Origin of the sequence: Tessaracoccus rhinocerotis (genome assembly GCF_007197885.1) — a bacterium.
Taxonomy (GTDB): domain Bacteria; phylum Actinomycetota; class Actinomycetes; order Propionibacteriales; family Propionibacteriaceae; genus Arachnia; species Arachnia rhinocerotis.
On sequence record NZ_VKKG01000001.1, the window covers coordinates 654,951 to 678,575 of the forward strand.

General features: G+C 67.7%; 37 protein-coding genes. 4 read left to right on the forward strand and 33 right to left on the reverse strand.

Translation table 11 applies throughout. The annotated features are described in order from the left end of the window. Window positions 1–115 precede the first annotated feature (115 nt). The 5 genes from rpsD to infA all read right to left on the reverse strand — a co-directional run bounded on the left by rpsD (window position 116) and on the right by infA (window position 2,399). On the reverse strand, window positions 116–721 hold the full coding sequence (gene rpsD / locus FOJ82_RS03135; RefSeq protein WP_143936974.1) for a 30S ribosomal protein S4: 606 nt from the start codon (window positions 719–721) through the stop codon (window positions 116–118). 32 nt (window positions 722–753) lie between these two features. After that, window positions 754–1,164, reverse strand: coding sequence for a 30S ribosomal protein S11 (rpsK, locus tag FOJ82_RS03140; protein WP_143936975.1), 411 nt, complete (start codon window positions 1,162–1,164; stop codon window positions 754–756). Between the two features lie 43 nt (window positions 1,165–1,207). Further along, window positions 1,208–1,582, reverse strand: a complete 375-nt coding sequence (gene rpsM, locus FOJ82_RS03145) for a 30S ribosomal protein S13 (protein ID WP_143936976.1) — start codon at window positions 1,580–1,582, stop codon at window positions 1,208–1,210. Between the two features lie 266 nt (window positions 1,583–1,848). After that, a complete protein-coding gene (gene rpmJ / locus FOJ82_RS03150) occupies window positions 1,849–1,962 on the reverse strand; it encodes a 50S ribosomal protein L36 (protein WP_020575560.1) in 114 nt (37 codons plus the stop codon). Window positions 1,963–2,177: 215 nt separating this feature from the next. Next, window positions 2,178–2,399, reverse strand: a complete 222-nt coding sequence (infA, locus tag FOJ82_RS03155) for a translation initiation factor IF-1 (protein ID WP_068749455.1) — start codon at window positions 2,397–2,399, stop codon at window positions 2,178–2,180. A gap of 153 nt (window positions 2,400–2,552) precedes the next feature. Between infA and FOJ82_RS03160 the strand changes: the two genes are divergently transcribed. Then, window positions 2,553–2,834 carry a YciI family protein gene (locus FOJ82_RS03160; protein WP_143936977.1) on the forward strand — a complete coding sequence of 94 codons (282 nt, stop codon included), beginning with the start codon at window positions 2,553–2,555 and terminating at the stop codon, window positions 2,832–2,834. Between the two features lie 22 nt (window positions 2,835–2,856). Here FOJ82_RS03160 and FOJ82_RS03165 read toward each other — a convergent pair whose 3' ends face one another. From FOJ82_RS03165 to rplN, 16 genes are all read right to left on the reverse strand, one after another. Further along, the gene (locus FOJ82_RS03165; RefSeq protein ID WP_143936978.1) at window positions 2,857–4,011 is read right to left on the reverse strand and encodes a neutral zinc metallopeptidase; all 1,155 of its coding nucleotides are present in this window, start codon (window positions 4,009–4,011) and stop codon (window positions 2,857–2,859) included. Window positions 4,012–4,066: 55 nt separating this feature from the next. Then, window positions 4,067–5,065 (reverse strand): neutral zinc metallopeptidase, encoded by a 999-nt coding sequence (locus FOJ82_RS03170; protein WP_143936979.1) that lies wholly within the window; start codon window positions 5,063–5,065, stop codon window positions 4,067–4,069. 312 nt (window positions 5,066–5,377) lie between these two features. Continuing rightward, window positions 5,378–5,740 carry a DUF1707 SHOCT-like domain-containing protein gene (locus tag FOJ82_RS03175; protein WP_143936980.1) on the reverse strand — a complete coding sequence of 121 codons (363 nt, stop codon included), beginning with the start codon at window positions 5,738–5,740 and terminating at the stop codon, window positions 5,378–5,380. Between the two features lie 39 nt (window positions 5,741–5,779). Next, entirely contained in the window at window positions 5,780–6,610 is an 831-nt protein-coding gene (map, locus tag FOJ82_RS03180) for a type I methionyl aminopeptidase (RefSeq protein ID WP_281279919.1), read from the reverse strand. Between the two features lie 4 nt (window positions 6,611–6,614). After that, window positions 6,615–7,214 carry an adenylate kinase gene (locus tag FOJ82_RS03185; protein WP_143936981.1) on the reverse strand — a complete coding sequence of 200 codons (600 nt, stop codon included), beginning with the start codon at window positions 7,212–7,214 and terminating at the stop codon, window positions 6,615–6,617. Then, the gene (gene secY / locus FOJ82_RS03190; RefSeq protein ID WP_143936982.1) at window positions 7,211–8,515 is read right to left on the reverse strand and encodes a preprotein translocase subunit SecY; all 1,305 of its coding nucleotides are present in this window, start codon (window positions 8,513–8,515) and stop codon (window positions 7,211–7,213) included. Before secY ends, FOJ82_RS03185 begins: the two co-directional genes overlap by 4 nt. A gap of 180 nt (window positions 8,516–8,695) precedes the next feature. Further along, window positions 8,696–9,136 (reverse strand): 50S ribosomal protein L15, encoded by a 441-nt coding sequence (rplO, locus tag FOJ82_RS03195; RefSeq protein ID WP_143936983.1) that lies wholly within the window; start codon window positions 9,134–9,136, stop codon window positions 8,696–8,698. Between the two features lie 2 nt (window positions 9,137–9,138). Further along, window positions 9,139–9,321, reverse strand: a complete 183-nt coding sequence (gene rpmD, locus FOJ82_RS03200; protein WP_143936984.1) for a 50S ribosomal protein L30 — start codon at window positions 9,319–9,321, stop codon at window positions 9,139–9,141. Next, window positions 9,321–9,926 (reverse strand): 30S ribosomal protein S5, encoded by a 606-nt coding sequence (gene rpsE, locus FOJ82_RS03205; RefSeq protein WP_143936985.1) that lies wholly within the window; start codon window positions 9,924–9,926, stop codon window positions 9,321–9,323. The genes rpmD and rpsE overlap by 1 nt, the downstream gene beginning before the upstream one ends. 26 nt (window positions 9,927–9,952) lie before the next feature. Beyond that, complete coding sequence (gene rplR, locus FOJ82_RS03210) at window positions 9,953–10,336, reverse strand: 50S ribosomal protein L18 (RefSeq protein ID WP_143936986.1); 384 nt, start codon at window positions 10,334–10,336, stop codon at window positions 9,953–9,955. After that, a complete protein-coding gene (gene rplF, locus FOJ82_RS03215) occupies window positions 10,336–10,878 on the reverse strand; it encodes a 50S ribosomal protein L6 (RefSeq protein WP_143936987.1) in 543 nt (180 codons plus the stop codon). The genes rplR and rplF overlap by 1 nt, the downstream gene beginning before the upstream one ends. Before the next feature lie 29 nt (window positions 10,879–10,907). After that, on the reverse strand, window positions 10,908–11,312 hold the full coding sequence (rpsH, locus tag FOJ82_RS03220; RefSeq protein WP_143936988.1) for a 30S ribosomal protein S8: 405 nt from the start codon (window positions 11,310–11,312) through the stop codon (window positions 10,908–10,910). Between the two features lie 82 nt (window positions 11,313–11,394). Then, window positions 11,395–11,580, reverse strand: coding sequence for a type Z 30S ribosomal protein S14 (locus tag FOJ82_RS03225; protein WP_143936989.1), 186 nt, complete (start codon window positions 11,578–11,580; stop codon window positions 11,395–11,397). An 8-nt stretch (window positions 11,581–11,588) separates the two neighbouring features. Further along, a complete protein-coding gene (rplE, locus tag FOJ82_RS03230; protein ID WP_143936990.1) occupies window positions 11,589–12,239 on the reverse strand; it encodes a 50S ribosomal protein L5 in 651 nt (216 codons plus the stop codon). Next, the gene (rplX, locus tag FOJ82_RS03235; RefSeq protein WP_143936991.1) at window positions 12,239–12,610 is read right to left on the reverse strand and encodes a 50S ribosomal protein L24; all 372 of its coding nucleotides are present in this window, start codon (window positions 12,608–12,610) and stop codon (window positions 12,239–12,241) included. The genes rplE and rplX overlap by 1 nt, the downstream gene beginning before the upstream one ends. Before the next feature lies 1 nt (window position 12,611). Further along, a complete protein-coding gene (gene rplN / locus FOJ82_RS03240; protein ID WP_143936992.1) occupies window positions 12,612–12,980 on the reverse strand; it encodes a 50S ribosomal protein L14 in 369 nt (122 codons plus the stop codon). 291 nt (window positions 12,981–13,271) lie between these two features. On the opposite strand from rplN, the gene FOJ82_RS03245 reads away from it, so the two are divergent. Genes FOJ82_RS03245 through FOJ82_RS03255 form a run of 3 tightly spaced genes read left to right on the forward strand, consistent with a single transcriptional unit; the run spans window position 13,272 to window position 16,935 of the window. Beyond that, window positions 13,272–14,252: a type IV toxin-antitoxin system AbiEi family antitoxin domain-containing protein gene (locus tag FOJ82_RS03245; RefSeq protein WP_143936993.1), complete on the forward strand. Its 981-nt coding sequence runs from the start codon at window positions 13,272–13,274 to the stop codon at window positions 14,250–14,252. After that, window positions 14,249–16,225 carry a hypothetical protein gene (locus tag FOJ82_RS03250; RefSeq protein ID WP_143936994.1) on the forward strand — a complete coding sequence of 659 codons (1,977 nt, stop codon included), beginning with the start codon at window positions 14,249–14,251 and terminating at the stop codon, window positions 16,223–16,225. Before FOJ82_RS03245 ends, FOJ82_RS03250 begins: the two co-directional genes overlap by 4 nt. Continuing rightward, the gene (locus FOJ82_RS03255; protein ID WP_143936995.1) at window positions 16,222–16,935 is read left to right on the forward strand and encodes a class F sortase; all 714 of its coding nucleotides are present in this window, start codon (window positions 16,222–16,224) and stop codon (window positions 16,933–16,935) included. The genes FOJ82_RS03250 and FOJ82_RS03255 overlap by 4 nt, the downstream gene beginning before the upstream one ends. 54 nt (window positions 16,936–16,989) lie before the next feature. On the opposite strand, the gene rpsQ is transcribed toward FOJ82_RS03255, so the two are convergent. From rpsQ to FOJ82_RS03315, 12 genes are all read right to left on the reverse strand, one after another. Continuing rightward, window positions 16,990–17,286, reverse strand: a complete 297-nt coding sequence (gene rpsQ, locus FOJ82_RS03260; RefSeq protein ID WP_143936996.1) for a 30S ribosomal protein S17 — start codon at window positions 17,284–17,286, stop codon at window positions 16,990–16,992. Window positions 17,287–17,288: 2 nt separating this feature from the next. Then, a complete protein-coding gene (rpmC, locus tag FOJ82_RS03265) occupies window positions 17,289–17,522 on the reverse strand; it encodes a 50S ribosomal protein L29 (protein ID WP_143936997.1) in 234 nt (77 codons plus the stop codon). Then, entirely contained in the window at window positions 17,522–17,941 is a 420-nt protein-coding gene (gene rplP, locus FOJ82_RS03270; RefSeq protein WP_143936998.1) for a 50S ribosomal protein L16, read from the reverse strand. Before rplP ends, rpmC begins: the two co-directional genes overlap by 1 nt. Before the next feature lie 2 nt (window positions 17,942–17,943). Beyond that, entirely contained in the window at window positions 17,944–18,759 is an 816-nt protein-coding gene (gene rpsC, locus FOJ82_RS03275; protein WP_143936999.1) for a 30S ribosomal protein S3, read from the reverse strand. 3 nt (window positions 18,760–18,762) lie between these two features. Further along, on the reverse strand, window positions 18,763–19,164 hold the full coding sequence (gene rplV, locus FOJ82_RS03280) for a 50S ribosomal protein L22 (protein ID WP_143937000.1): 402 nt from the start codon (window positions 19,162–19,164) through the stop codon (window positions 18,763–18,765). 28 nt (window positions 19,165–19,192) lie between these two features. Beyond that, window positions 19,193–19,474 (reverse strand): 30S ribosomal protein S19, encoded by a 282-nt coding sequence (rpsS, locus tag FOJ82_RS03285; RefSeq protein WP_143937001.1) that lies wholly within the window; start codon window positions 19,472–19,474, stop codon window positions 19,193–19,195. A gap of 18 nt (window positions 19,475–19,492) precedes the next feature. Further along, complete coding sequence (rplB, locus tag FOJ82_RS03290; protein ID WP_143937002.1) at window positions 19,493–20,329, reverse strand: 50S ribosomal protein L2; 837 nt, start codon at window positions 20,327–20,329, stop codon at window positions 19,493–19,495. Between the two features lie 39 nt (window positions 20,330–20,368). Continuing rightward, window positions 20,369–20,677, reverse strand: coding sequence for a 50S ribosomal protein L23 (rplW, locus tag FOJ82_RS03295; protein ID WP_143937003.1), 309 nt, complete (start codon window positions 20,675–20,677; stop codon window positions 20,369–20,371). After that, a complete protein-coding gene (gene rplD, locus FOJ82_RS03300) occupies window positions 20,674–21,378 on the reverse strand; it encodes a 50S ribosomal protein L4 (protein WP_143937004.1) in 705 nt (234 codons plus the stop codon). The genes rplW and rplD overlap by 4 nt, the downstream gene beginning before the upstream one ends. Then, entirely contained in the window at window positions 21,375–22,037 is a 663-nt protein-coding gene (gene rplC / locus FOJ82_RS03305) for a 50S ribosomal protein L3 (protein WP_143937005.1), read from the reverse strand. Before rplC ends, rplD begins: the two co-directional genes overlap by 4 nt. Before the next feature lie 8 nt (window positions 22,038–22,045). Further along, window positions 22,046–22,357: a 30S ribosomal protein S10 gene (rpsJ, locus tag FOJ82_RS03310; protein ID WP_040284687.1), complete on the reverse strand. Its 312-nt coding sequence runs from the start codon at window positions 22,355–22,357 to the stop codon at window positions 22,046–22,048. A 412-nt stretch (window positions 22,358–22,769) separates the two neighbouring features. Continuing rightward, window positions 22,770–23,621 carry a DUF2510 domain-containing protein gene (locus tag FOJ82_RS03315; protein WP_143937006.1) on the reverse strand — a complete coding sequence of 284 codons (852 nt, stop codon included), beginning with the start codon at window positions 23,619–23,621 and terminating at the stop codon, window positions 22,770–22,772. Between the last annotated feature and the right edge of the window lie 4 nt (window positions 23,622–23,625).

The window sequence follows — 23,625 nt, forward strand, 5'->3', positions numbered from 1 at the left end:
CCGACCACTATTTGAGGGCGCGAAACCCGGCAGGGAACCACTCCCTGCCGGACGGGCCCGAGGGCCCAAGATGGGGCCGGTCGACTCAGGCGTCAACCGGCCCCACGGGGAGCTGCTACTTGGAGTAGAGCTCGACGATCATCTGCTCCTGGACGTCCACGACGATCTGCTCGCGGACGGGGAGCTGGTGGACCAGGATGCGCATCCGGTTCGGACGAGCCTCCAGCCAACCCGGGACGGAACGCTCGCCGTGGGTCTCACGGGCGACGACCAGCGGGTGCAGGTTCAGCGACTTCTCGGCGACGTCGATGATGTCGTGCGGCTTGACGCGGAACGACGGCACGTTCACGCGCTGGCCGTTGACCAGGAAGTGGCCGTGCACGACGAGCTGGCGGGCCTGGCGACGGGTCGACGCGAAACCTGCGCGGTACACGACGTTGTCCAGACGCGACTCGAGGATCTGGAGGAGCTTCTCACCGGTCTTGCCGGGGTGGCGGTCAGCTTCCTCGTAGTAGCGACGGAACTGCTTCTCCAGCACTCCGTACGCGAAACGAGCCTTCTGCTTCTCCTTGAGCTGCAGCGAGTACTCGGAGTCCTTCGTGCGGCCACGGCCGTGGACGCCCGGAGGGTAGGGGCGGCGTTCAAACGCCTGGTCATTGCCAACGAGGTCCGTGCCGAGGCGACGGGACTTCTTGGTCATTGGGCCGGTGTAACGAGCCATTTTCTTTCAGTCCTTTTCTAGTCTCGGGCGGATCAGACGCGACGGCGCTTGGGCGGGCGGCAGCCGTTGTGCGGCACCGGCGTCACGTCGGAGATGGTTCCGACCTCGAGGCCGACGGCGCCCAGCGAGCGAATCGCGGTCTCACGGCCCGAGCCGGGGCCCTTGACGAACACGTCGACGCGCTTCATGCCGTGCTCCATGGCACGACGGCCAGCGGCCTCGGCGGCCATCTGGGCGGCGAAGGGGGTCGACTTGCGCGAGCCCTTGAAGCCGACGGTGCCGGCGGAGGCCCATGCGATCACGGCGCCGTTGGGGTCCGTGATGGAAATGATGGTGTTGTTGAAGGTGCTCTTGATGTGAGCCTGGCCCGCGAGGACGTTCTTCTTCTCCTTGCGGCGCACCTTCGTCTTGGCGGCGGATGCCTTGCGGCTTGCAGTAGCCATAAGTCTTGGTTTCTCCTGTGTCCTGTTTCAGCTCACCCGGGGGTCAGCGTGCCTTCTTCTTGCCGGCAACTGCCTTCTTCTTGCCCTTGCGTGTGCGGGCATTGGTGCGGGTGCGCTGGCCACGAACGGGCAGGCCGCTGCGGTGGCGACGACCCTGGTAGTTGCCGATCTCGACCTTGCGGCGGATGTCGGCTGCGACGCTACGGCGAAGGTCACCTTCGATTTCGTAGTTGCCTTCGATGTGGTCGCGGAGGGCGACGAGCTGGTCGTCGTTGAGCTCGTGGACACGGAGGTCGCCACTGATACCAGTGGCGGCGAGGGTCTCGGCGGCGCGGGTACGTCCGACGCCGAAGATGTAGGTGAGTGCGACTTCCAGGCGCTTTTCGCGCGGGAGGTCAACACCAGCGAGGCGTGCCATCAGGCGGTTACCTTTCATTGGTTTCGGTCCTGGCCCTGCGTACAGGGACCGGTCTGCGGACCGCGAAGGTGTGCGGCGTGAAGCTTCCCCGCTTGCCTTGCGGAGGTGACTACCTCCGACGGGGCCCCGGCCTTCGTCCGGGGGTGGGAGCCCACTCCGTGAGGAGTCGGACCCTTGCGTTCACGTGGTTTGTGTTGAGTTGTGTCGGGCGGGGTGGGCGTGCGCCCGTTCCGCGATGTTCTGTCGAGAACCGGACAGCGCTGGGCTCAGCCCTGGCGCTGCTTGTGACGAGGGTTCTCGCAGATCACCATCACACGACCGTGCCGGCGGATGACCTTGCACTTGTCGCAGATCTTCTTGACGCTCGGCTGAACCTTCATTCGAGCAACCTTTTCAATCGGCGATGAGGGTCCGGGGACCCCAATCAGTGGTGGATGAACTCGGCCCTTGTCCCGGCACCGCACGCGCAGGCGCGACTTGGTGACCGGATGTTGGACCGACAGACCACTTTACGCCAAAACCGCCCGGTTCCCCAAATCCCCGGGAATGCGAAACGCCCGGCGGACGGCCGGGCGTTCATCTCCAGGACTGCTGGTCACTTGTGACGGTAGACGATGCGTCCTCGGGTCAGGTCGTAGGGGGAGAGTTCCACGACCACGCGGTCCGCAGGGAGGATGCGGATGTAGTGCTGCCGCATCTTGCCGCTGATCGTGGTCAGGACCTTGTGGCCGTTGGCGAGCTCAACGCGGAACATCGCGTTGGGCAGTGCCTCGACCACGGTGCCCTCGAGCTCGAGGGCTCCTTCTTTCTTCGCCATATGCTCTCAATCTTCGCTCGGACCCCGGTGCGCCGGGGCATTCCGGCCAGAAGAATTCCAGCCCGTCTCGGATATTTTACGCTCCCCCGCGGCGTTTCCAAAATCTCGGTCCGGATCCGGGCCACCCGGGGCCCGGATCGGTAGCGTTGGGGCATGAACCTCTACGCAGTCGAGTACTCCTACGTGACCGACGCCGCCGCACTGGACGAGCACCGTCCGGCCCACCGAGAGTTCCTCCGGGCGCTGCTGCCGACGCCGCTGGTGGTGGCCGGGGCCTACCAGGAGGCCGACTCCCCCGGTGCCCTGCTGCTCGTGCGCGCGGACAGCGACGCGGAGGTGGAGCAGCTGCTGGACGAGGACCCCTTCTGGCAGCGCAAGCTGATCACGCAGCGTCGCGTCCGGTTGTGGAATCCCGGGATCGGGACCGTCCAGTAGCCGGTCGCGGCGCAGGGGCAAGCTAGCGGACCCACTCGGAGCCGACGAGCCAGGTGTTGCACTCGGCCGCGTGGTCGCCGTAGAAACCACGCATCCCCCAGTAGGCCAGTGAATCCTTGCTGCCGTGGATGCCGTCGTCGAGGAAGCTGCGCAGGTGTGGCTCCAGGTGGTCGAACGACTCCTGTGTGAGGACGTGGGAGCGGTCCTTGCGCAGCATGCCCATGGAGAAGCAGGTGGCCTGGATCTCCAGGCGCCGCCAGACCTCGTCACCGCCCGGCAGGTCGCCCGTCACGGCATAGAACCCACCGAGAGCCTGCAGGTGGTGGCCGTACTCGTGCCCCACCAGGTCCTTGGCCCAGATCGGGTCGTACGCGGTGCCCAGGAGGAGGTCCTCCCCGAGGTAGATGGCTCCCCCGCCCGCGGAGCAGTAGAAGGCCGGGGCGGTGCTCGTCCCGCATGGTGAACTCACGGTGGAGCCCTCGTAGTAGTGGTGCGGGATCTCGTGGCTCGGGAGTCCGAGTGCGTCCAGGACGGGTCCCCAGGCCGACTGCACACACGCCAGCTGTGCTGTGGTGTGCTCCTGGAGCGTGGCCATGTCCTCCACGTACGCCGGCTCGGGGCAGCCCTCGGAGACCGGGAACCGGGCCGTGTACAGGTCGGACTGCTGCACCCTCACCCAGGCGGGGTCGGTGGAGTGGGGCGGTGGCAGCTCCCCGAAGTCGCGGGCCGGGGGCTGGAACGGCTCGGGCTCCGGCGGCGGCTCGGGCGCCGGATCCGGTTCGGGATCGGGTTCGGGTGTGGTCGGGGTCGGCTCGGGGGCGACGGTGGTGGCGACCACGGTCGTGGTCGCCGTCGGTTCGGAGACCACCGCCGAGACGCCGAGCAGGCCCAGCAGCAGGCCCGGGACCACCACCAGGACGACCATGGCGATCCCGCAGCCGAGCAGGAGGCCGCCACCACGCCTGCGCGCTGCCGTGCCGCGGGTGTGGTGCTGCGGTGCACGCCACCCGTGGGAAGCCGCGTGTGGCGAGGGCTGCCGGAAGCGGCCGTCGAACCCGAACGAGGAGTTCTGGAAGGTCCCGGGGCCCGGTTCGGGTCGAAACCCCGGCGGGGGCGGTCCGGGGCTCGGGATGGTGCCGGGGCCGGGCGCCGACCACGATCCGTCAGGGCGACTCACTCGGGGATCCTCTCGGGGTGGGCCTGTCGGGGACCAAGTGTGCCCCGCTGGGGGCTCAGGAGACGTGGGCCGACTCGACGGCCCACGTGTTGCAGTCGTTCAGGGTCTCCGCGTACAGGCCGCGCGTGCCCCAGTAGCGCAGCGACTCCCGGCTCCCGTGGACGCCATCGACCAGCATGGTCTCCAGACGCGCCTGCCAGCTGTCGTAGTCCTCCTGCCCGAACTCGAAGCTGCGGTTGTGGTAGGTCATCATGGCCGACCAACAGGTGGCCTGCAGCTCGGAGCGGCGCTCGACGTCGTCGGTGGCAACCACCTGCTGCTTGGCGGCGGTGAGGCCCGCGAGGCTCTGGATGTGGTGGCCGTACTCGTGGTTGACCATCTCGTTCACCGAGAGGTCCCACTTCTGCGCCATCGCGAAGTGGTCACCGCCGAAGTAGGCGGTGCCGTCGCCGGCGGAACAGTAGAAGGCGGGTGCCTCGAGGTAGCCGCACTCGCTCTTGGAACCCTTCCCGGGGTAGAACTCCACGGCCGGCTCCACGGTTGACCAGCCCATGGCCTCGTACACGGGGACCCAGGCTGCGTGCACGCACGTCCACTGCTCGCGGACCGTGCCGCGGTACTCGGCCTCGGTCTGCACCGTCGCCGGGTCCGGGCAGTCCAGCAGCGTCACCGGGTTCTGTCCGTACACGTCCGCGACCTGGAGGCGCGCCCAGTACTCGTCCGCCGCCTCCAGTTGGGGCAGCGGCTCCCAGACGCGCTCGGGCAGCGTCCAGCTCCGCCCCCCGGGGTCTGCCATGGTCCCCTGCTGGGTGGGCTCCGCGGGACGGCCGGGCTGCCTGTCCCCCGGGCTCTGCGACCTTGAGGTGGCCTGGTTCGCGGTCGGCGTCGGCGTCACGCTCGCGACGCTGTCGCTCGCCATCTCGGAGCCGCTGGGCAAGCCACGGATACCGACCAGCACCAGAGCGATCACCACCACGAGGGCGAGCGTTGCCGCCATGAGCCGGGTGGGCAGGTTGCGCCGCCGGCGGGCGGAGGGGTTGCCGGTGGCGAGCACCGGTCTCGAGCCCGTCGGAGAGGGCCACGAGGTGGGCCTTGGAGCACTCGGACGGTATACGTCGGGTCGGGTTGCCGGGGGCTGCTGCCCCACGGCCGGGTCCGTGGGCTCGTGGTCCCGCGGGGTACCGGCGAACACCCAACCGGGCCTTGGTCGCGGTCCGGGGCGAGGTAGGCCGGCGCGCGGCGGCGTCAGGGGGCTCCGGGGCACCCCGTCACCGTTGTCACCCCCCGACCAGCCGGCCGGGCTGCTTGGTCCTTGCGCCATTTCCTCACCCCCTCGCTGGTTCGTTCACGTCGGTTCCCGGTGGGCTCAGAAGATCAGTACGGCCAGCACGCCGAGGACGAACAGGAGCACGAGCACGCCACCGGCAGCCATCATCGTGGGCACGAGCACGTTGCGGGACTGGGTCACCTCGCCGGCGGGGGCCGAGCCGGCGCTCACGATGGCGGGCGTGTTGTCGGCGGCTGCGGGCAGCTTCTCCACGACGGGGACCAGTTCGCCCAGACTGCGGGCGGCGTAGACGACGTCCAAGGAGGACATGTAGTCGTCCTGAGACATCCGGCCGTCCGCGTACGCGTCCGAAAGTCTCTGCGTGATGGACTCTCGCTCCTGCTCCTCCACGGGCTCGTCCGGCCGTTGCAGGTACTTCGAGGACGGAGGGAGGCTTGTCATGACGTCAATTCTAGGTCAGTGGGTGGCGCACGCCGGCGCTCAGTCTCCGAGGGGTCCGAAGTCTACCCCGCGAGCGGTGAGTTCGGCCTCGCCGCCGTCCGGGGCGGTGAGCACCCACAGCCCCTTCGGGGTGATGGCCACGGTGTGCTCCCAGTGGGCGCCTCGGGACCCGTCGCGGCTGACCACGGTCCAGTCGTCCTCGCAGATCGAGGTCTGGTGCAGACCGAGGGTGAGCATCGGCTCGATGCATATGGTCATGCCGACGCCGAGCCGCGGCGTGGGGCGGCGGCGCGCGTAGTTGGGCACGTCCGGTTCCATGTGCATCTCGGTGCCGATGCCGTGTCCGGTGTACTCACGAAGCGTGCCGTAGCGACGTGGCTGCGCCAGCACGAAGTCCTCGATCGCGCGGGAGACGTCGTTGACGCGGCCCCCGTCGCGGGTCGCGGCGATACCGGCCCACATCGAGCCACGGGTGACCTCGATCAGTGTCTCGTCCTCGGCGGCACCCGTCCCGAGGATGAAGGTGCGTGCGGCGTCGCCGTGCCAGCCGCCGACGACGGCACCGAAGTCCACGGAGACGACGTCGCCCTCGTCCAGCACCCGGCTGCCGGGCATGCCGTGCACGAGTTCCTCGTTCACCGAGATGCAGGCCACGCCGTTGAAGGGGGTGCCGTACTCCGCCCCGTAGCCGAGGAAGTTCGAGGAGGCGCCGGCGCGGCGCAGGACCTCCCGACCGACCTCGTCGAGCTCGGCGGTGGTCATGCCGACCACGGCCGCGTCCTGCATGGCCTGGAGGCCCTCGGCCACCACGAGCCCTGCGCGACGCATGAGTTTCAGTTCATCGGTGGACTTCACCTGGATGGTGGCCACCCGATCAGTCCTCCGTCGAGAAGGGGAAGTCCTGCTCCCCCCGGGCCTCGACCGCTGAGAGCATGCGCTCGCGCACCTCGTCCACCGTGCCGGTGCCCTCGACGTCGACCAGCACGCCCTGCTTCTCGTAGTGGAACAGCAGGGGCGCGGTCTGGCCCGCGTAGACCTCCATCCGGCGACGGATGGTGTCCTCGTTGTCATCCGCACGGCCCTCGATGTTGGCACGCTCCAGCAGGCGCTCCACCAGGACCTCCGGCTCGACGACCAGCGACACGACGGCGTCGATCTGTTGGCCCTTCTCGGCGAGGTGCTTGTCGAGGAAGTGGACCTGGTGCATGGTCCGGGGGAAGCCGTCCAGCAGGAAGCCGTCGGCGCAGTCGGGCTCGGCCAGTCGGCTCGCGACGATGTCCTCGGTGACCTCGTCGGGGACGTACTCCCCGGCGTCGATCAGTTCCTTGACCTTGACCCCCAGCGGAGTCTGCCGCTTGATGTGGTCGCGAAAGATGTCACCGGTGGAGATGGCAGGCACCCCGTAGCGGCCGGCCAGCGCTGTGGCCTGGGTGCCCTTGCCGGCCCCCGGTGCTCCCATGATGAGGAGCCTCATCGCAGGAAGCCCTCGTAGTTCCGCTGCTGGAGCTGGCTCTCGATGCGCTTGACCGTGTCAAGGGCCACACCGACGATGATCAGGATGGACACGCCGCCGAACGGGAAGTTCTCAGCGGCACCCATCGACATGAAGGCCACGGTGGGCACCAGGGCGATGACGGCGAGGTAGAGCGAGCCGGGCGCGGTGAGGCGGCTCAGCACGTAGGCGAGGTAGCGCTCGGTGGGCTTGCCGGCACGCACGCCGGGGATGAAGCCGCCGTACTTCTTCATGTTGTCCGAGACCTCTTCGGGGTTGAAGGTGATCGAGACGTAGAAGTAGGTGAAGGCGATGATCAGGACGAACATGGCCACCGAGTACCAGGTGCTGCTGGTGGTGAAGTTGACCGCGATCCACTGGCCCAGGGCACTCTCCGGACGGAACGTGGAGTAGAGCACCGGCAGGTACAGGATCGACGACGCGAAGATGACGGGGATCACGCCTGCCTGGTTGACCTTCAACGGGATGTAGGTGGTGGAGCCGCCGACGAGGCGCTGGCCAACCATCCGCTTGGCGTACTGCACAGGGATGCGGCGCTGGCCCTGCTCCATGAACACGATGCCCAGCATCACCAACAGGCCGATGGCCAGCACCAGGAAGAACAGGAACCAGCCGGTGGCGCCGGGGTTGGCCTGCTTGATGCTCCACATGCCGGCGGGGAAGCTCGCGGCGATCTGGGTGAAGATCATCAGGGACATGCCGTTGCCGATGCCACGGTCGGTGATGAGCTCGCCGAGCCACATGATGACGACGGTGCCCGCGGTCATCACCATGACCATGACGACGAGCGGGAAGATGTCCTGGGAGTACAGGATGCCGTCGCAGCCGGGGAACAGCTGCCCGGTGCGCGCCAGCGTGACGAACGCCGTCGAGTTCAGCACCGCGAGGACCACCGTGAGGTAGCGCGTGTACTGGGTGATCTTCTGCGTCCCGGCGGCGCCCTCCTTCTTGAGGGTCTCCAGACGCGGGATCACGACGACGAGCAGCTGCAGGATGATCGATGCGGTGATGTAGGGCATGATGCCCAGCGCGAAGACCGTCAGCTGCAGCAGAGCCCCACCTGAGAACAGGTTGATCATGGAGTAGAGCCCGGCGGCATCACCCTGACCGGCCAGCGCGATGCACTGGTCGATCCGCGAGATGTTCACGTTGGGCGATGGCACGGTCGATCCAAGGCGGAACAGCGCGATGATTCCGAGCGTGAAGAAGATCTTCTTGCGCAGTTCCGGCGTCTTGAACGCGTTTGCGAAGGCGGAGAGCATCCGGCCCCACTTTCATTTCCAGGTACGTCATCTGTGGCTGCCGACGGCAGGCAACCAAGGCAGCCTATCAAGCAGCGACCGCCGGACCCAACCGACGATCACCGCCCGGACACAGAAGTGGCCGACACCCTGGGGTATCGGCCACTTCCGGCTTGTGTTCCTACGGAGTCCGGGAAGGGCTCAGAGCTCGGTGATCGAGCCTCCGGCCTTCTCCAGCTTCTCCTTGGCAGACGCGGAGTACGCGTGCGCGGTCACGTTGATCGCAACGTCGATGTCACCGTTGCCGAGCACCTTGACGAGCGAGCCGTCACGGACGGCACCTGCCTCGACGAGGTCCTCGACGGTCACGGTGCCACCCTTGGGGAAGAGCTCCCCGAGGCGGGCGACGTTGACGACCTGGTACTCGACGCGGAACGGGTTCTTGAAGCCCTTCAGCTTCGGAATCCGCATGTGCATCGGCATCTGGCCGCCCTCGAAGTTGGCGGGGACGTTCTTGCGAGCTCCCGTGCCCTTCGTGCCGCGACCAGCGGTCTTGCCCTTGGAGCCCTCACCGCGGCCGACACGAGTCTTCTCGGTCTTGGCACCGGGGGCAGGGCGCAGGTGGTGAAGCTTGAGCGCCATGATTACTTGACCTCTTCCACAACAACGAGGTGGGCGACGGTCCTGACCATGCCGACGACCTCGGGACGGTCCTCACGGACCACCGAGTCACCGACGCGCTTGAGACCGAGGGTGCGAAGCGTGTCCTTCTGGTTCTGCTTGCTGCCCACTCCGGACTTCGTCTGGGTGATCTTGAGTTCGGCCATCAGCTGGCCACCTCCTTGCGAGCGCGGAGCATCGCCGCCGGGGCGACATCCTCCACGGGGAGCCCGCGACGCTTTGCGACCGCCTCGGGCTCTTCGAGCTGCTTGAGCGCATCGACCGTCGCGTGCACGACGTTGATCGCGTTCGCGGAGCCGAGGGACTTGGACAGCACGTCGTGCACGCCAGCGCACTCCAGGACCGCACGGGCGGAGCCGCCTGCGATCACACCGGTACCGGGGGAAGCGGGACGCAGCAGCACGACGCCGCCGGCCTTCTCACCCTGGACCCAGTGCGGGATCGTCTTCTGGATCATCGGGACGCGGAAGAAGTTCTTCTTCGCCTCCTCGACACCCTTGGAGATCGCCGCGGGCACTTCCTTGGCCTTGCCGTAGCCGACGCCGACGGTGCCTTCACCGTCGCCGACCACCACGAGGGCGGTGAAGCTGAAGCGACGACCACCCTGCACGACCTTGGCGACGCGGTTGATGGCAACCACCCGCTCGATGTACTGGTCCTTGTTGTCCTTGGGAGCCTGGCCACGACGATCGTCACGGCCACGACGCTCACCGCTGCCACGGCCGGAGCCGCGCTGCTGGGTTTCACTCATCGTGTTCCCTTACCTTTCGTCGATTGTCAGAATCCGAGACCTGCTTCGCGCGCTGCGTCAGCGAGCGCGGCGATGCGGCCGTGGTACTTGTTGCCTGCGCGGTCGAAGACGACGTCCTCGACACCGGCCTGCTTCGCGCGCTCGGCGATCAGCTCGCCGACCTTGCGGGCCTTGTCGGACTTGTCCGCGGTCAGTGCGCGGAGGTCCGCCTCCATGGTCGATGCCGACGCGAGCGTCTTGCCCTCGACGTCGTCGATCACCTGGACGAAGAGGTGACGCGCAGAGCGCGTGACGACGAGACGGGGACGCTCGGCGGAACCGTGGATGCGCTTGCGTCCACGCAGCTGGCGGCGGGCCCGAGAAGCAGTCTTCGGGGCCAGGCCCTTGCGCTGTCCCAGCGAGATAGCCATTACTTACCAGCCTTTCCGGCCTTGCGGCGGACCTGCTCGCCCGCGTAGCGGACACCCTTGCCCTTGTAGGGCTCGGGCTTGCGGAGCTTGCGGATGTTCGCAGCCGTCTCACCGACGAGCTGCTTGTCGACGCCACTCACCGCGAACTTGGTGGGCGACTCGACGGTGAACGTGACACCCTCGGGGGCGTCGATCACCACGGGGTGGGAGAAGCCGAGCGCGAACTCGAGCTGCTTGGGGCCCTTGGCGATGACGCGGTAACCGACGCCGACGATCTCGAGCTTGCGCTCGTAGCCCTCGGTGACACCGATGACCATGTTGTTGACCAGCGTGCGGGTCAGACCGTGCAGCGAGCGGTTCTCACGCTCGTCGTTGGGACGGGAGACCTGGATCTCGCCAGCCTCGTTCTTCTCAATGGTGAGCGGTTCGGCAATCGTCAGCTGAAGGTTGCCCTTGGGGCCCTTCACGTCGACGTTGCGACCGTCAAGCTTCACCTCGACACCGGCGGGAACGGTGATCGGGAGCCTGCCAATTCGTGACATTTTCGATTCTCCTTTTCAGTTCCGGCCGGTCACCAGACGTAGGCGAGTACTTCGCCGCCCACGGACTTGGCGTTTGCTTGCTTGTCGGTCAGCAGACCCTGCGAGGTGGAGATGATGGCGACACCGAGGCCACCGAGCACCTTCGGCAGTGCGTTGGCCTTCGCGTAGACGCGCAGGCCCGGCTTGCTGATTCGCTTGAGGCCTGCGATGGAGCGCTCGCGGGAGTCCCCGTACTTGAGGGTCACCTTGAGGACCTTGCCCACCTGCCCCTCGACCTCGTCGAGTTCGAAGTTGGAGATGTAGCCCTCCGCCTTCAGGATTTCTGCGATGCCGACCTTGATCTTCGACGACGGCATGGTCGTCGAGTCCAGGTAAGCCTGATTTGCGTTGCGGACACGCGTGAGCATGTCTGCGATCGGATCAGTCATTGTCATGGCTGTTGAACTTCTTTCTCACACCGGTTTCCGAGCTTTGTGCGGACCTGGCGCGTTGGAAATCTTGTAGTGGGGTCGATCCTCACCAGGACGACTTGGTGATGCCGGGAAGCTCGCCGGCATGGGCCAGTTCGCGAAGGCAGATCCGGCACAGGCCGAACTTGCGGTAAACCGACTTGGGACGACCGCAGCGCTTGCAGCGGGTGTATGCACGCACGCCGAACTTGGGGGTGCGGGACTGCTTGACCTTGAGTCCTGTCTTTGCCATGTGTCAGCTCACTTCTTCTTCTTGGCGTAGTACGCGGGTCCACGCTTGGCGCGGGCCTTCTTGGGATCGTCCACAGCCTTGAAGGGGAAGCCGAGATGCTTCAGCAGAGCGCGGCCCTCCTCGTCGTTGGTCGCGGTGGTGACGAACGTGATGTCCATGCCGCGGACGCGGTCGATCTTGTCCTGGTCGATCTCGAGGAACATGACCTGCTCGCTCAGACCGAAGGTGTAGTTGCCGTTGCCGTCGAACTGGCGGCCGTTGAGCCCGCGGAAGTCGCGGATTCGGGGCAGGGCCAGCGTCAGCAGGCGGTCGGCGAACTCCCACATGCGGTCGCCGCGGAGGGTGACGTGGCAGCCGATGGGCTGGCCCTCGCGCAGCTTGAACTGTGCGATGGACTTGCGTGCCTTGGTGACCGCGGGCTTCTGGCCGGTGATGGCCGTCAGGTCGCGGATCGCGCCGTCGATGATCTTGGAGTCGCGAGCCGCGTCGCCGACACCCATGTTGACCACGATCTTCACGAGACCGGGGATCTGCATGGTGTTGGCGTAGCCGAACTCCTCGTTCAGCGCCTTGGCGATCTCCTCGCGGTACTTCTTCTTCAGGCGGGGGATCTCGGTGCTCTTGGGGGTCTGGGTGGCCTCGATGGTGTCGGTGCTCATCAGATCTCCTTCCCGGTCTTGCGGGCGACGCGCTTGCTGCGGAACGCCTTGTACTCGGTTCCGTCGGCGCGCTTCTTCATGACCTCTTCGCGCTCGTAGCCCACGCGGGTGACAACTTCCTTGCCGTCCACCTTGGTGACGAGCTGGACGTTGGAGACGTGGATCGGGGCCTCGGCCGAGATGATGCCGCCCTCGATGCGACGGCCGCCGGCGCCCTGGGACTCCCGACGGTGACGCTTCATGATGTTGACGCCCTCGACGACGACGCGCTGGTCCTCGACGTGGACGGCGATGATCTCGCCGACAACACCCTTGTCCTTGCCTGCGATGACCATGACGCGGTCACCCTTCTTGACGTGCAGGGATGCCATTTCAGATCACCTCGGGTGCCAGGGAAATGATGCGCATGAACTTCCGCTCGCGCAGCTCACGGGCCACGGGGCCGAAGATGCGGGTTCCGCGGGGTTCGCCGTCGGCCTTGAGGATGACGGCTGCGTTCTCATCGAACTTGATGTAGGAACCGTCGGCGCGGCGACGTTCCTTGCTGGTGCGCACTACGACAGCCTTGACGACCTCGCCCTTCTTGACGTTGCCGCCGGGGATTGCGTCCTTGACCGTGGCGACAATGGTGTCACCGACGTAGGCGTAACGACGCTTCGTGCCACCGAGAACACGGATGCAAAGGATCTCCTTGGCACCAGTGTTGTCGGCGACCTTCAGTCGCGACTCCTGCTGGATCATTGTTTCTCCTCCGTCCGACTGGTTCCCGCGAGGGGGCCTGTGTCGGAACTTGTGATGAACCCCCTGGATTTTGCCAGGAGGCGCCCCGAACCAGGGGTACGGGGTTCCGTCGCCCGGGAAAGGTCCCCGAGCACGCGAGTACCCGGGCACAGACCCAAGACAACTTGACAAGCGTACATCACCCAACCCAAGCCGATGAAATCGACCGTGGTGGCGCCTCCCCCGGCGGGTTCTCCACAGGGAGGGCGTCGGCGTGACGGATCGGGGCGGCCGGCAACCAGAGTCTGGGGTATGACTGACTACAAGGTACTTCCACCGCCTCTGGTGACCCACGCCGGTCTCCGGGGAGGCGTGTTCACCAACTCCGACGCGACTCGCTTCGGCCTGCGCGGGTTCACCGCGGCGCTGCGCTCCGGGGAGTGTTTCCGGGTCCACCCCGGGCTCTACAGCCTCCATCCCGAACTGGACGTCGCCGGCCGCATCTGGGCCGGGCTCAAGCTCGGTGGCCCGGCGGCCACCCTGGGGCTCGGCGCGGCCGCCTGGGTTCGGGGGCAGGGACCGGAACCCGATGTCATCGACGTCTGGTGCGGACGGCGCAACCTGAAGGACCGGGGCCCGTGGCGGTTCCACAGCGGAGAGCCCGACGAGGTGCAGTCCTGCGAGGCCGTGGACGAGGCCTTCGGCAGGTTCCTGCTGTCCCCGACCGCAGACGCCGGTCTCGCGCGGAAACTGGCGGGCCGGGCCCTCAGGCTCCGGGACCGGGAGCGGTTCCTGGAACTTTGCACCGCCCCCCGGGCCGAGGGACGCAGCGCCTTCGAGACCGCTCTCAACCGCGACGTCCTGCTGGCGCACGGGCTGCCTCTGCTGGAGTGGGCCCCGCTGCCCGACGGCACGCAGCACTCCGTGCGGGCGGCCCTGTTCGGCGTCGACGTCAACCTGCACTTCGACGGGTCGCTCACCGGGCGCAACCTGCGGCCGAGCTACGGGTGGATGGGCCGACCACACCACGACGACCCGGAGGAGCCGCAACTGTTCGGCTGGCCGGACGTCCTCGAGACACCCTGCCTCGTCGCCGGCAAGATTGCGCGGCGGCTGCGGGCGCGCGCCTGGCAGGGCGAGGTCCTCGACTGCCGCAACTGCACGCTGTCCCCCTCCGCGTTCAGCATGATGCGCGAGGAGGACGGCCGCAGCCTGACCGAGTGCCCCACCTGCGGCTCGCAACTGGTCCAGCTCTGGCGCATGCCCGAACGCAGGGAGGCCGCGCTCCGATGAGACCCGACTGGAGAACCCCGCTGTCGGCGGTGGTCGTCCTCGTGCTCGGCCTGGCCCTGCTCCCCTCGGCGGCGGGTGCGCGGTCCCAGGACGGGGACCTGGCCGGCTCCGGCCACCCGATGCCCACCCGCTCCCACCCCGAGCACTGGTACGGCGCCAAGAAGCTGGGCGAGGTGACCGCCTACTGCATCGACCTGAACTCCGGCCCGCCGCGGGAGGCGAGCGCCTGGACCGAGTACACCAACTACACGCTCCACCGCCAGACCGGCTGGGGCGGCCCCCGGGGGGAGCACGGCAACGGAACCCGCAAGACGCTGGTGGCCGAACTGGCCGAACTGTCCTGGATCCTGCACGAGACCGGCCCCTCCCCCAGTCCGGACGTCGGCGCAGCGGTGGAGCACGCCGTCCGGCTGCGGACGCTCGACGGCACGGCGCAGGAGCGGAAGGAGGCGGACCGGTGGTCGGCCGTGTCAGGGGCACATCCCGGCACGGTCACCGAGTTCGAGCGCCTGCAGCGGGAGGCCGACGCCTTCGCCGGTCCGTACACCCTGGACATCAGGTGGAACCGGCGCCCTTCGTCGTCCAACGCGACCGGCGAGCTGGCCATCAGGGTGCTTGCCGCCTCCGGCGCGCAGGTGCCCGGGCGACACGTCACCACTCGTGGCAGCGGAGCGCTGGAGGTCACCTCGACCACCCGCAGCACCGGCCCGGAGGGCACGACCCGCGTGTGGGTGCAACTGCCCGTTCCGTCCGATCGGGCCGTCACCGGCGCCCTCGACGTCGAGGTCTCCGGTCTGCCCGGTCCCCGGCCGCGGCTCTTCGTCCCGAGGGAGAAGACGATCCAGCGCATGATCGCGGCTCCTGAACCGGTCACGATGTCGTGGCGAGACGAGATCCACCTCGAGCCCGAACCATGGCGCCCCACCGTCACAACCCGGACCAGGGACGTCATCGCATCCGCGGGTGGGGCGGCCGTCGACGTGGTCACCGTGGCCGGGGGTAGGCCCGGTCACGGGTTCTCCGGCCAGAGCACGCTCCTCGGACCCTTCGGCACGCTCGAGGAGCTCGCGGCGGCATCCCCGGACACCGCACCAAGTGTCGGGGTCGCCACGTTCACCGGAACCTATGACGACGAGGGGTCCGCCGAGGTGCACACGAGCGCCCTCGAGTTCCCCGGACCCGGGTACTACTCGTGGCGGGAGCGCTTGGACGAGGCCGAACTGGTGCTGTCCCCCGAGCCGCCCTCCTGGCCGCAACTGTCGGAGACCAGCGTCGTGCTCGCACCGTCCGTGAGCTCCGAGCTGGTGGTCACGGGCGCCCCACGACTGGGCGCGACGGTCTCCGACACCCTCCGCGTGGCGGGGTTGCCGGACGGGCGTGAGGTACCGGGTTCGGAGGTACCCCTGCTGGTCCATGCCTCGGGTGAACTCCTGGGGCCCATGCCCCCGGTCGAGACCGAGGGTGGACAGACCTGCGACGCCGTCGACTGGCGGGGAGCACCGGTCGCGGCGACGTACGAGGACGTAGAGTTGCCCGGGCCGGTTCTCGAGGGGCTCCTGCGGACGAAGCTGGAGGACCCCGGCTGCTACACCGCGACGGCCCTGCTCAGCGTCAGCCACGCGGGCGGTGTGGTGGCCGAGGTCATGCATGGGCCCGGACTGGCCAGCCAGAGCGTCCTGGTCCCCGATCCACCCCGGGAGACTCCGCCTCCGGTTGTCCCGACACCTCCGACCGGCCCGACCCCACCTGTGGCGACCTCGCCACCACCCACAGCGACCACCCCTCCCGCCGAAGTGCCCCCGCCGGTGCCCACTCCGCCGCCAGTCACAGCGCCGCCTCCGGAGCCGGAGACCCCGCGCATCAACTCGGGAGCCCCCATCCGGGAGGTGCGCTGGCAGCTGGTGCACGTCGGCCTCGCGATCGGTCTGCTGGCATTCGCGACGCGGGTCCGAAGGTCGGGGCGCAGGCCGTGACCGCACCTCGGAGGGCGGCACCGCCGGTGGGGCGTTCCCCGTCAACCCGGCTGCTCGACTGGTGCCGGACGGCGTGGCAGCCCGCCGCCCTGGCCGCGGCAGCGTGCCTCGTGGTGGCCGGACTCTGGCCCGGGCCAAGTCAGCCACCGGCGCCCGCTCCCGAGGCCCCCGGCGCACAGGTCACGGCACCGGTCCGCCCCTCGGCCGGGAAGCCCGAGGAGACGACATCCGCCCCGGGCGACGGGACGACCCCGGCTCCGACCGCGACGGTGGCCCCTGCCACCCCCTCGCCCCGGCTGATGGTGGCCTCGTTGGGGATCTCCGCACCGGTGCGGGAGGTGGGCGTCGTGGGCCAGGAGCTGGAGGTCCCCGAGGATCCGGGTGAGGTCGGCATCTGGCGCGACGGTGCCCGGCCCGGCGATGACGCGGGGACCGTCCTGGTGACCGGCCACGTGAGCTGGGACGGGCGGCGTGGAGCGCTGTGGTCGTTGGCCGCCGCAGGCCCCGGAGACATCATCGACCTGCTCACCCCTGACGGGGACGCCTCCCGGTGGCGCGTGGTCTCGATCGACCGGCTGCCCCGGGACGCCGACCACCCGGAACTGTTCACCACCGACGGGCAGCATCGCCTGGTGGTCGTGACGTGTGGCGGCCCGGTGGTCGACGGCCACTACCGCGACCTGGTGCAGGTGGTCGCCGTCCGGAAATGACGAGAGGGCCCCGGGATCCATCCCGGGGCCCTCTGCGTCGGTTCTACGAGTGCGTCACTTGGCGCGCTCGGTGACCTCGACCAGACGCCAACGCTTGGTGGCGGACAGCGGACGGGTCTCCATGACGCGGACACGGTCGCCGATGCCGGCGCTGTTCTCCTCGTCGTGGGCCTTCAGCCGCGTGGTCTTGGTCATGACCTTGCCGTAGAGCGGGTGCTTGACGCGGTCCTCGACGGCGACGACGATGGTCTTGTCCATCTTGTCGCTGACGACGATGCCCGCGAGCACCTTGCGGCGGCCACGCTCGGTGGTCTCGGCCGTGGTGGCCTCGGTGGTGGATTCTTCACTCATGGTTACTTCTCCTCAACAGCCGGCTCGTCGACAATGCCGAGGTTGCGCTCCTGCAGCACGGTGTAGATGCGTGCGATGTCCTTGCGGACCTCGCGGAGACGTCCGTGCGACTCCAGCTGGCCGGTGGCAGCCTGGAATCGGAGACCGAACAGTTCTTCCTTGAGCTCCACGACCTTGCCGTTGAGCTGGTCACGCGACAGGCCACGCAGATCGTGGGCAGTCAATGACTTGGGCATCAGATGTCACCTGCTTCGCGCTTGATGAAGCGTGCCTTGAAGGGCAGCTTGTGGATGGCCAGGCGCAGCGCCTCGCGGGCGACGTCCTCGGGGACGCCGGACAGCTCGAACAGCACGCGGCCGGGCTTGATGTTGGCGACCCACCACTCGGGCGAGCCCTTGCCGGAACCCATGCGGGTTTCGGCGGGCTTCTTCGTGAGGGGGCGGTCCGGGTACACGTTGATCCAGACCTTGCCGCCACGCTTCATGTGGCGGGTCATGGCGATACGAGCGGACTCGATCTGACGGTTCGTCAGGTACGAGGACTCGAGCGCCTGGATTCCGAAGTCACCGAAGGTCAGCTTGGTGCCGCCCTTGGCCATCCCGTTGCGCTTGGGGTGGTGCTGCTTGCGGAACTTAACTCGACGAGGAATCAGCATGCTCAGGCTCCTGCGTTCTCGCTGGCGGGTGCAGCCTCGGCCGGGGCCTGGGCTGCATCGGCGCGACGGCGACCGCCGCGCTCAGGACGGTCACCGCGGCCCTCGCCGCGGCCGGGGCGACGGCCGGGGCGTCCGCCACGGCCACCGGGGGCTGCGTTGCGGGCTGCCTTCTGGGCAGCGCGCTCGGCGCGGGTACCGGTGACGTCACCCTTGTAGATCCAGACCTTCACGCCGATCCGGCCGAAGGTCGTGCGGGCCTCGTAGAAGCCGTAGTCGATGTCGGCGCGGAGGGTGTGCAGCGGGACACGGCCCTCGCGGTAGCCCTCGGAGCGCGACATCTCGGCGCCACCGAGACGACCGGAGCACTTGATGCGGATGCCCTGGGCACCTGCACGCATGGCGGTCTGCTGCGCCTTGCGCATCGCACGGCGGAACGCCACACGGGCGCCCAGCTGCTCGGCGACGCCCTGTGCGACCAGCTGCGCATCGATCTCGGGGTTCTTGACCTCGAGGATGTTCAGCTGAACCTGCTTGCCGGTCATCTTCTCAAGTGCACCGCGGACACGCTCCGCCTCGGCGCCGTTGCGGCCGATGACGATGCCCGGACGCGCGGCGTGCAGGAAGAGGGTCACACGCTCGGAACGACGCTCGATCTCGATCGAGGAGATGCCGGCGCGCTCGAGGTTCTTCGTGAGGTACTCACGAATCTTGATGTCCTCTTCCACGTACTCGGCGTACTTCTTCTCCGAGTACCAACGCGTGGTGTGGTCGGTGGTGATGCCGAGACGGAAACCGTTCGGGTTGATCTTCTGGCCCATAACTCAGGCTCCCTTCGTCTCACGGGGCTCGACAACCACAGTGATGTGTGAACCGCGCTTGAGGATGCGGCTCGCGGACCCCTTGGCTCGGGGACGGATACGTCGGAGGGTGACGCCCTCGTCGACGAACGCCTGGGAGATGTACAGCTCCTCAGTGCGCAGGTCCTCTGCGCTCTCGGCGTTGGCGACGGCGGATGCGACCACCTTGTAGACCGGCTCGGAAGCGGCCTGCGGCGCGAACTTCAGCGCGGTGAGCGCCTCTGCGACGTCCATACCGCGGACCAGGTCGATGACACGGCGCACCTTGGTGGGGCTCATCCGGACGTGCTTCGCGACGGCGAAGGATCCGGGACGATCACCCAGCAGGATGTCGCGACGACGGCTGTTGCCGTTTTCGTTGCTCATTGTGAAATCAATTCCTTCTCTGCCGGCCTCAGCGGCGGCGGGCCTTCTTGTCGTCCTTCACGTGCCCCTTGAAGGTACGCGTGGGGGCGAACTCGCCCAGCTTGTGGCCGATCATCGCCTCGGTGACGAACACCGGGATGTGCTTGCGACCGTCATGCACGGCAATGGTGTGACCCAGCATGTCCGGAACGATCATCGAACGGCGCGACCAGGTCTTGATCACGTTCTTGGTGCCCTTTTCGTTCTGGACGTCTACCTTCTTCTGAAGGTGGTCGTCAACGAAGGGGCCCTTCTTAAGGCTGCGTGGCATATTTCCTCAGGCTCCCTATCAGCGCTTCTTGCCGGTCTTGCGGCGACGGACGATCAGACGGCTGCTCGCCTTGTTCTTGTCACGGGTGCGGCCTTCCTTCTTGCCCCAGGGGGACACAGGATGACGGCCACCGGAGGTGCGACCCTCGCCACCACCATGGGGGTGGTCGATCGGGTTCATGACCACGCCGCGGACGGTCGGGCGGACGCCCTTCCAACGCTTGCGGCCGGCCTTGCCCCAGTTGATGTTCGACTGCTCGGCGTTGCCCACCGTTCCGATGGTGGCGCGGCAGCGGACGTCCACCATGCGCATCTCGCCCGAGGGCATGCGCAGGGTGGCGTACTTGCCCTCGCGGGCGACCAGCTGGATGGAGGCACCGGCCGAGCGGCCGAGCTTGGCTCCACCGCCGGGGCGGAGCTCCACAGCGTGGACGGTGGTGCCGACGGGGATCTGACGCAGTTCCAGGTTGTTGCCCGGCTTGATGTCAGCACCCTGACCGGCAGCGATGATCGTGCCCTGGGTCAGGCCGTTCGGCGCGATGATGTAGCGCTTCTCGCCGTCCACGTAGTGGAGCAGGGCGATACGGGCGGTACGGTTCGGGTCGTACTCGATGTGAGCGACCTTGGCCGGGACCCCGTCCTTGTCGTAGCGCTTGAAATCGATGATTCGGTAAGCCTGCTTGTGCCCACCGCCGATGTGGCGGGTGGTGATGCGGCCGGTGTTGTTGCGACCACCGGTCTTCGGCTTGGGAGCGAGCAGCGACTTCTCAGGAGTCGAGCGGGTGAGCTCGACGAAGTCGGACACGCTGGAGCCGCGACGACCTGGCGTGGTCGGCTTGTACTTGCGGATAGCCATGAGGAATCAGTCCTTGTCTTGTCTTCTTCGCACTCGGGCTCAGGAGCCCGAGCCCCCGAAGATGTCGATGGATTCGCCCTCGGCGACGGTCACGATGGCGCGCTTGGTGTCGGCCTTCTTGCCGACTCCGAAACGCGTACGGCGACGCTTGCCTTCGCGGTTGAGCGTGTTGACGGAGGTGACCTTGACGTCGAAGATGGCCTCGATGGCGATCTTGATCTCGGTCTTGTTGGCGTCCGGGGCGACGATGAAGGTGTACTTGCCCTCGTCGAGCAGGTTGTAGCTCTTCTCGCTCACGACCGGGCGCAGGATGATGTCGCGGTGGTCACGGATCTTGAGGTCGGTCACTTCTTGTTCTCCTTGCCATCGGCCTGGTCGGCCTCGGACTCGGTGGCCTCGGCCTCGACGGCCTCGGAACCGGCGGGGTTCACGAACGCTGCGAGCGCGGCGGAGGTGAACACGATGTTGTCGGCCGCGAGCACGTCGTAGGTGTTCAACTGGTCGACCGCGAGCACGTGGACGGTGTCCACGTTGCGCAGCGACAACCATGCGACGTCCTCGAAGCGGTCGAGCACGACGAGCACCTTGGAGAGCTCACCCAGCGCGGCGAGCGTGTTCAGCGCTGCCTTGGTGCTGGGGACGTCACCCGAGACGAGCTCGGAGACGACGTGGACCTGACCGTCGCGGGCCCGGTCGGACAGGGCGCCACGCAGGGCGGCGGCCACCATCTTCTTGGGGGTGCGCTGGGCGTAGTCGCGCGGCTGCGGACCGTGGACCGTGCCACCGCCGACCCAGATCGGGGAACGACGCGAGCCGTGACGGGCGCGGCCGGTGCCCTTCTGGCGCCAGGGCTTGATGCCACCGCCGCGAACCTCGCCGCGGGTCTTGGTGGAGTGGGTTCCCTGACGGGCGGCAGCGAGCTGCGCCACGACCACCTGGTGGATCAGGGGAATGTTGGTCTGGACGTCGAACAGGTCACCGGGGAGGTCGACCTTGCCGGCCTTCTTGCCCTTCGCGTCGATGACGTCAACGGTGCGTGCTTCGCTCATGCTGCATCACCCTTCTTGGCTGCGGTGCGCACGACGACGAGCGAGCCCTTGTTGCCGGGGACCGCTCCGCGGACCAGCAGCAGCCCGCGCTCAACGTCGACGGCGTGGATCTTGAGGTTCTGGACCGTCACCTTGTCGTTGCCCATGCGGCCAGCCATGCGGAGGCCCTTGAACACGCGGCCGGGGGTGGAGGCGCCACCGATCGAGCCGGGCGAGCGGTGCTTGCGGTGCACACCGTGCGAGGCGCGCAGACCGTGGAAGCCGTGGCGCTTCATGACGCCGGCGGTGCCCTTGCCCTTGGAGGTGCCGGTCACGTCGACGACCTCGCCATCGGCGAACACGTCGGCGGTCAGCTCCTGGCCCAGGGTGTACTCGGACGCACCGGAGGTGCGGATCTCGAGCAGGTGCTTGCGCGGGGTCACGTCCGCCTTGGCGAACTGGCCGGCGTCAGGCTTGGTGAGCTGCTTGGCCTTGACGGCGCCGAAGCCGAGCTGGACGGCGCTGTAGCCGTCGGTCTCAGGCGTGCGGATCTGCGTCACGACGCAGGGACCGGCCTGGATCACGGTGACCGGGACGACCTTGTTGTCGGCATCCCAAAGCTGGGTCATGCCGAGCTTGGTGCCCAGGATGCCCTTCACGTTTCGTTCAGTAGTGCTCATCTCGGACCTCACGGAAGCTTGATCTCAATGTCGACTCCAGCCGGGAGGTCGAGTCGCATCAGCGAGTCGACGGTCTTCGGCGTGGGGTCGAGGATGTCAATCAGCCGCTTGTGCGTACGCATCTCGAAGTGCTCGCGGCTGTCCTTGTACTTGTGGGGCGAACGGATGACGCAGTACACGTTCTTCTCCGTCGGCAGCGGCACGGGGCCAGCGACCTTTGCACCCGTGCGAGTCACGGTGTCGACGATTTTCCGCGCGCTGGAGTCGATGACCTCATGGTCATACGCCCGCAGCCTGATGCGGATTTTTTGTCCCGCCACAGTTGGTTCCTTCTACTCGTCCCTGGTGAAAGTTCTTCGAACTATCGGGGGTGATTCCCCTTGTCGCCCCGACCCCCGAGGTCGGGAGTGTCGCACTGTCAGCCACAGCTTGGGACAGCCTCCGAGATCCCTCTCGAAGGACACGTCCCGCCCGTTGGCAATCTGTCCGACCTCGAACACGAGGGGCGGCCGGCCGGCGCGAACCCGGCCCTGACGGACCCGTTCGACAACACGGTGAAGCCTGCCCCCGCTCGCGGAGCAACCTAGTTATTCTTGCACGCCACGCGCCCTGCACAAAATCATCGTCGTGCGGGGCCGCGAGACACTGGGAGACGATCTCCCGGCCGTACGAGTGTAGTCACCGCTCCCGTAGAGGTCCAATCGGCACTGCAATCCGGCCGACCCGGCACTCCTACTGGGCGACGATGCCCCCGAGGAGCTCTTCGACGGCGGCTTCGGTCCCGGGATGGCCCTGCGGGTGGAAGCCGATCACCCCGGCGAGGCTGCCCTCCTGCCCGGAGTCCAGCGCGAGGACGCGGATGGTGGTGGCCCCGTACTCCCCCTCCTCGGGGTAGGCCATCGTCATCGACCAGCCTGGCATCCCGTCCACCGTGACCGCACCGGACTCGCTGATCTCCATCTGCTCGCCAGTGTTGAAGGGCCCGTGGGACAGCAGGCACTCGACCATCGCCTCGGCCGCCTGCCGCGGCTCCCCGAAGCCGCTGCCGGCCTCCAGCCGTCCGACGACGATGCCCGCTGCCCACTGCTCGCCGCGCGGCTCGATGTCAACGGTCCCCCAAGCGTGCAGGTCGTGCAGCCACGTCCACTGCGAGCTGTCGAACCGGAAGCCCCACTCGTCGTGGACGCCGAACGGCACCACGATCCCCGCCACGCGCAGCTCCGGCCCGCTGTCGAAGTTCGACGACGAGGCGGCCACACAGTCCAACTCCCCCACCTGCGTCGGCTCCTGTACCGGTGTCGTGGCCTGCGGCGACGTGCCCTCGCTCGACGTGGCGGTCGGCGCGGGCGCGGGATCGCCGTCGGAGAAGAGGAGTGGCCCGAGCTGCCAGACCCCGAGCCCGACCAGCACTGCCGAGACCAGGACCACCACTGCCGGCACGAGCCAGGCGGGCCTGCGCGGGCCGTCGGGTTCAGATCCGGGCGTCGGAGCCCCCGGCGCGGGTGCCCAGCGGTTGCCGTCCCAGTAACGGGCCTGCCCGGCCGGCCCCTCGGGATCCTGGTACCAGCCGGGCTGTGCGCTCATGGTT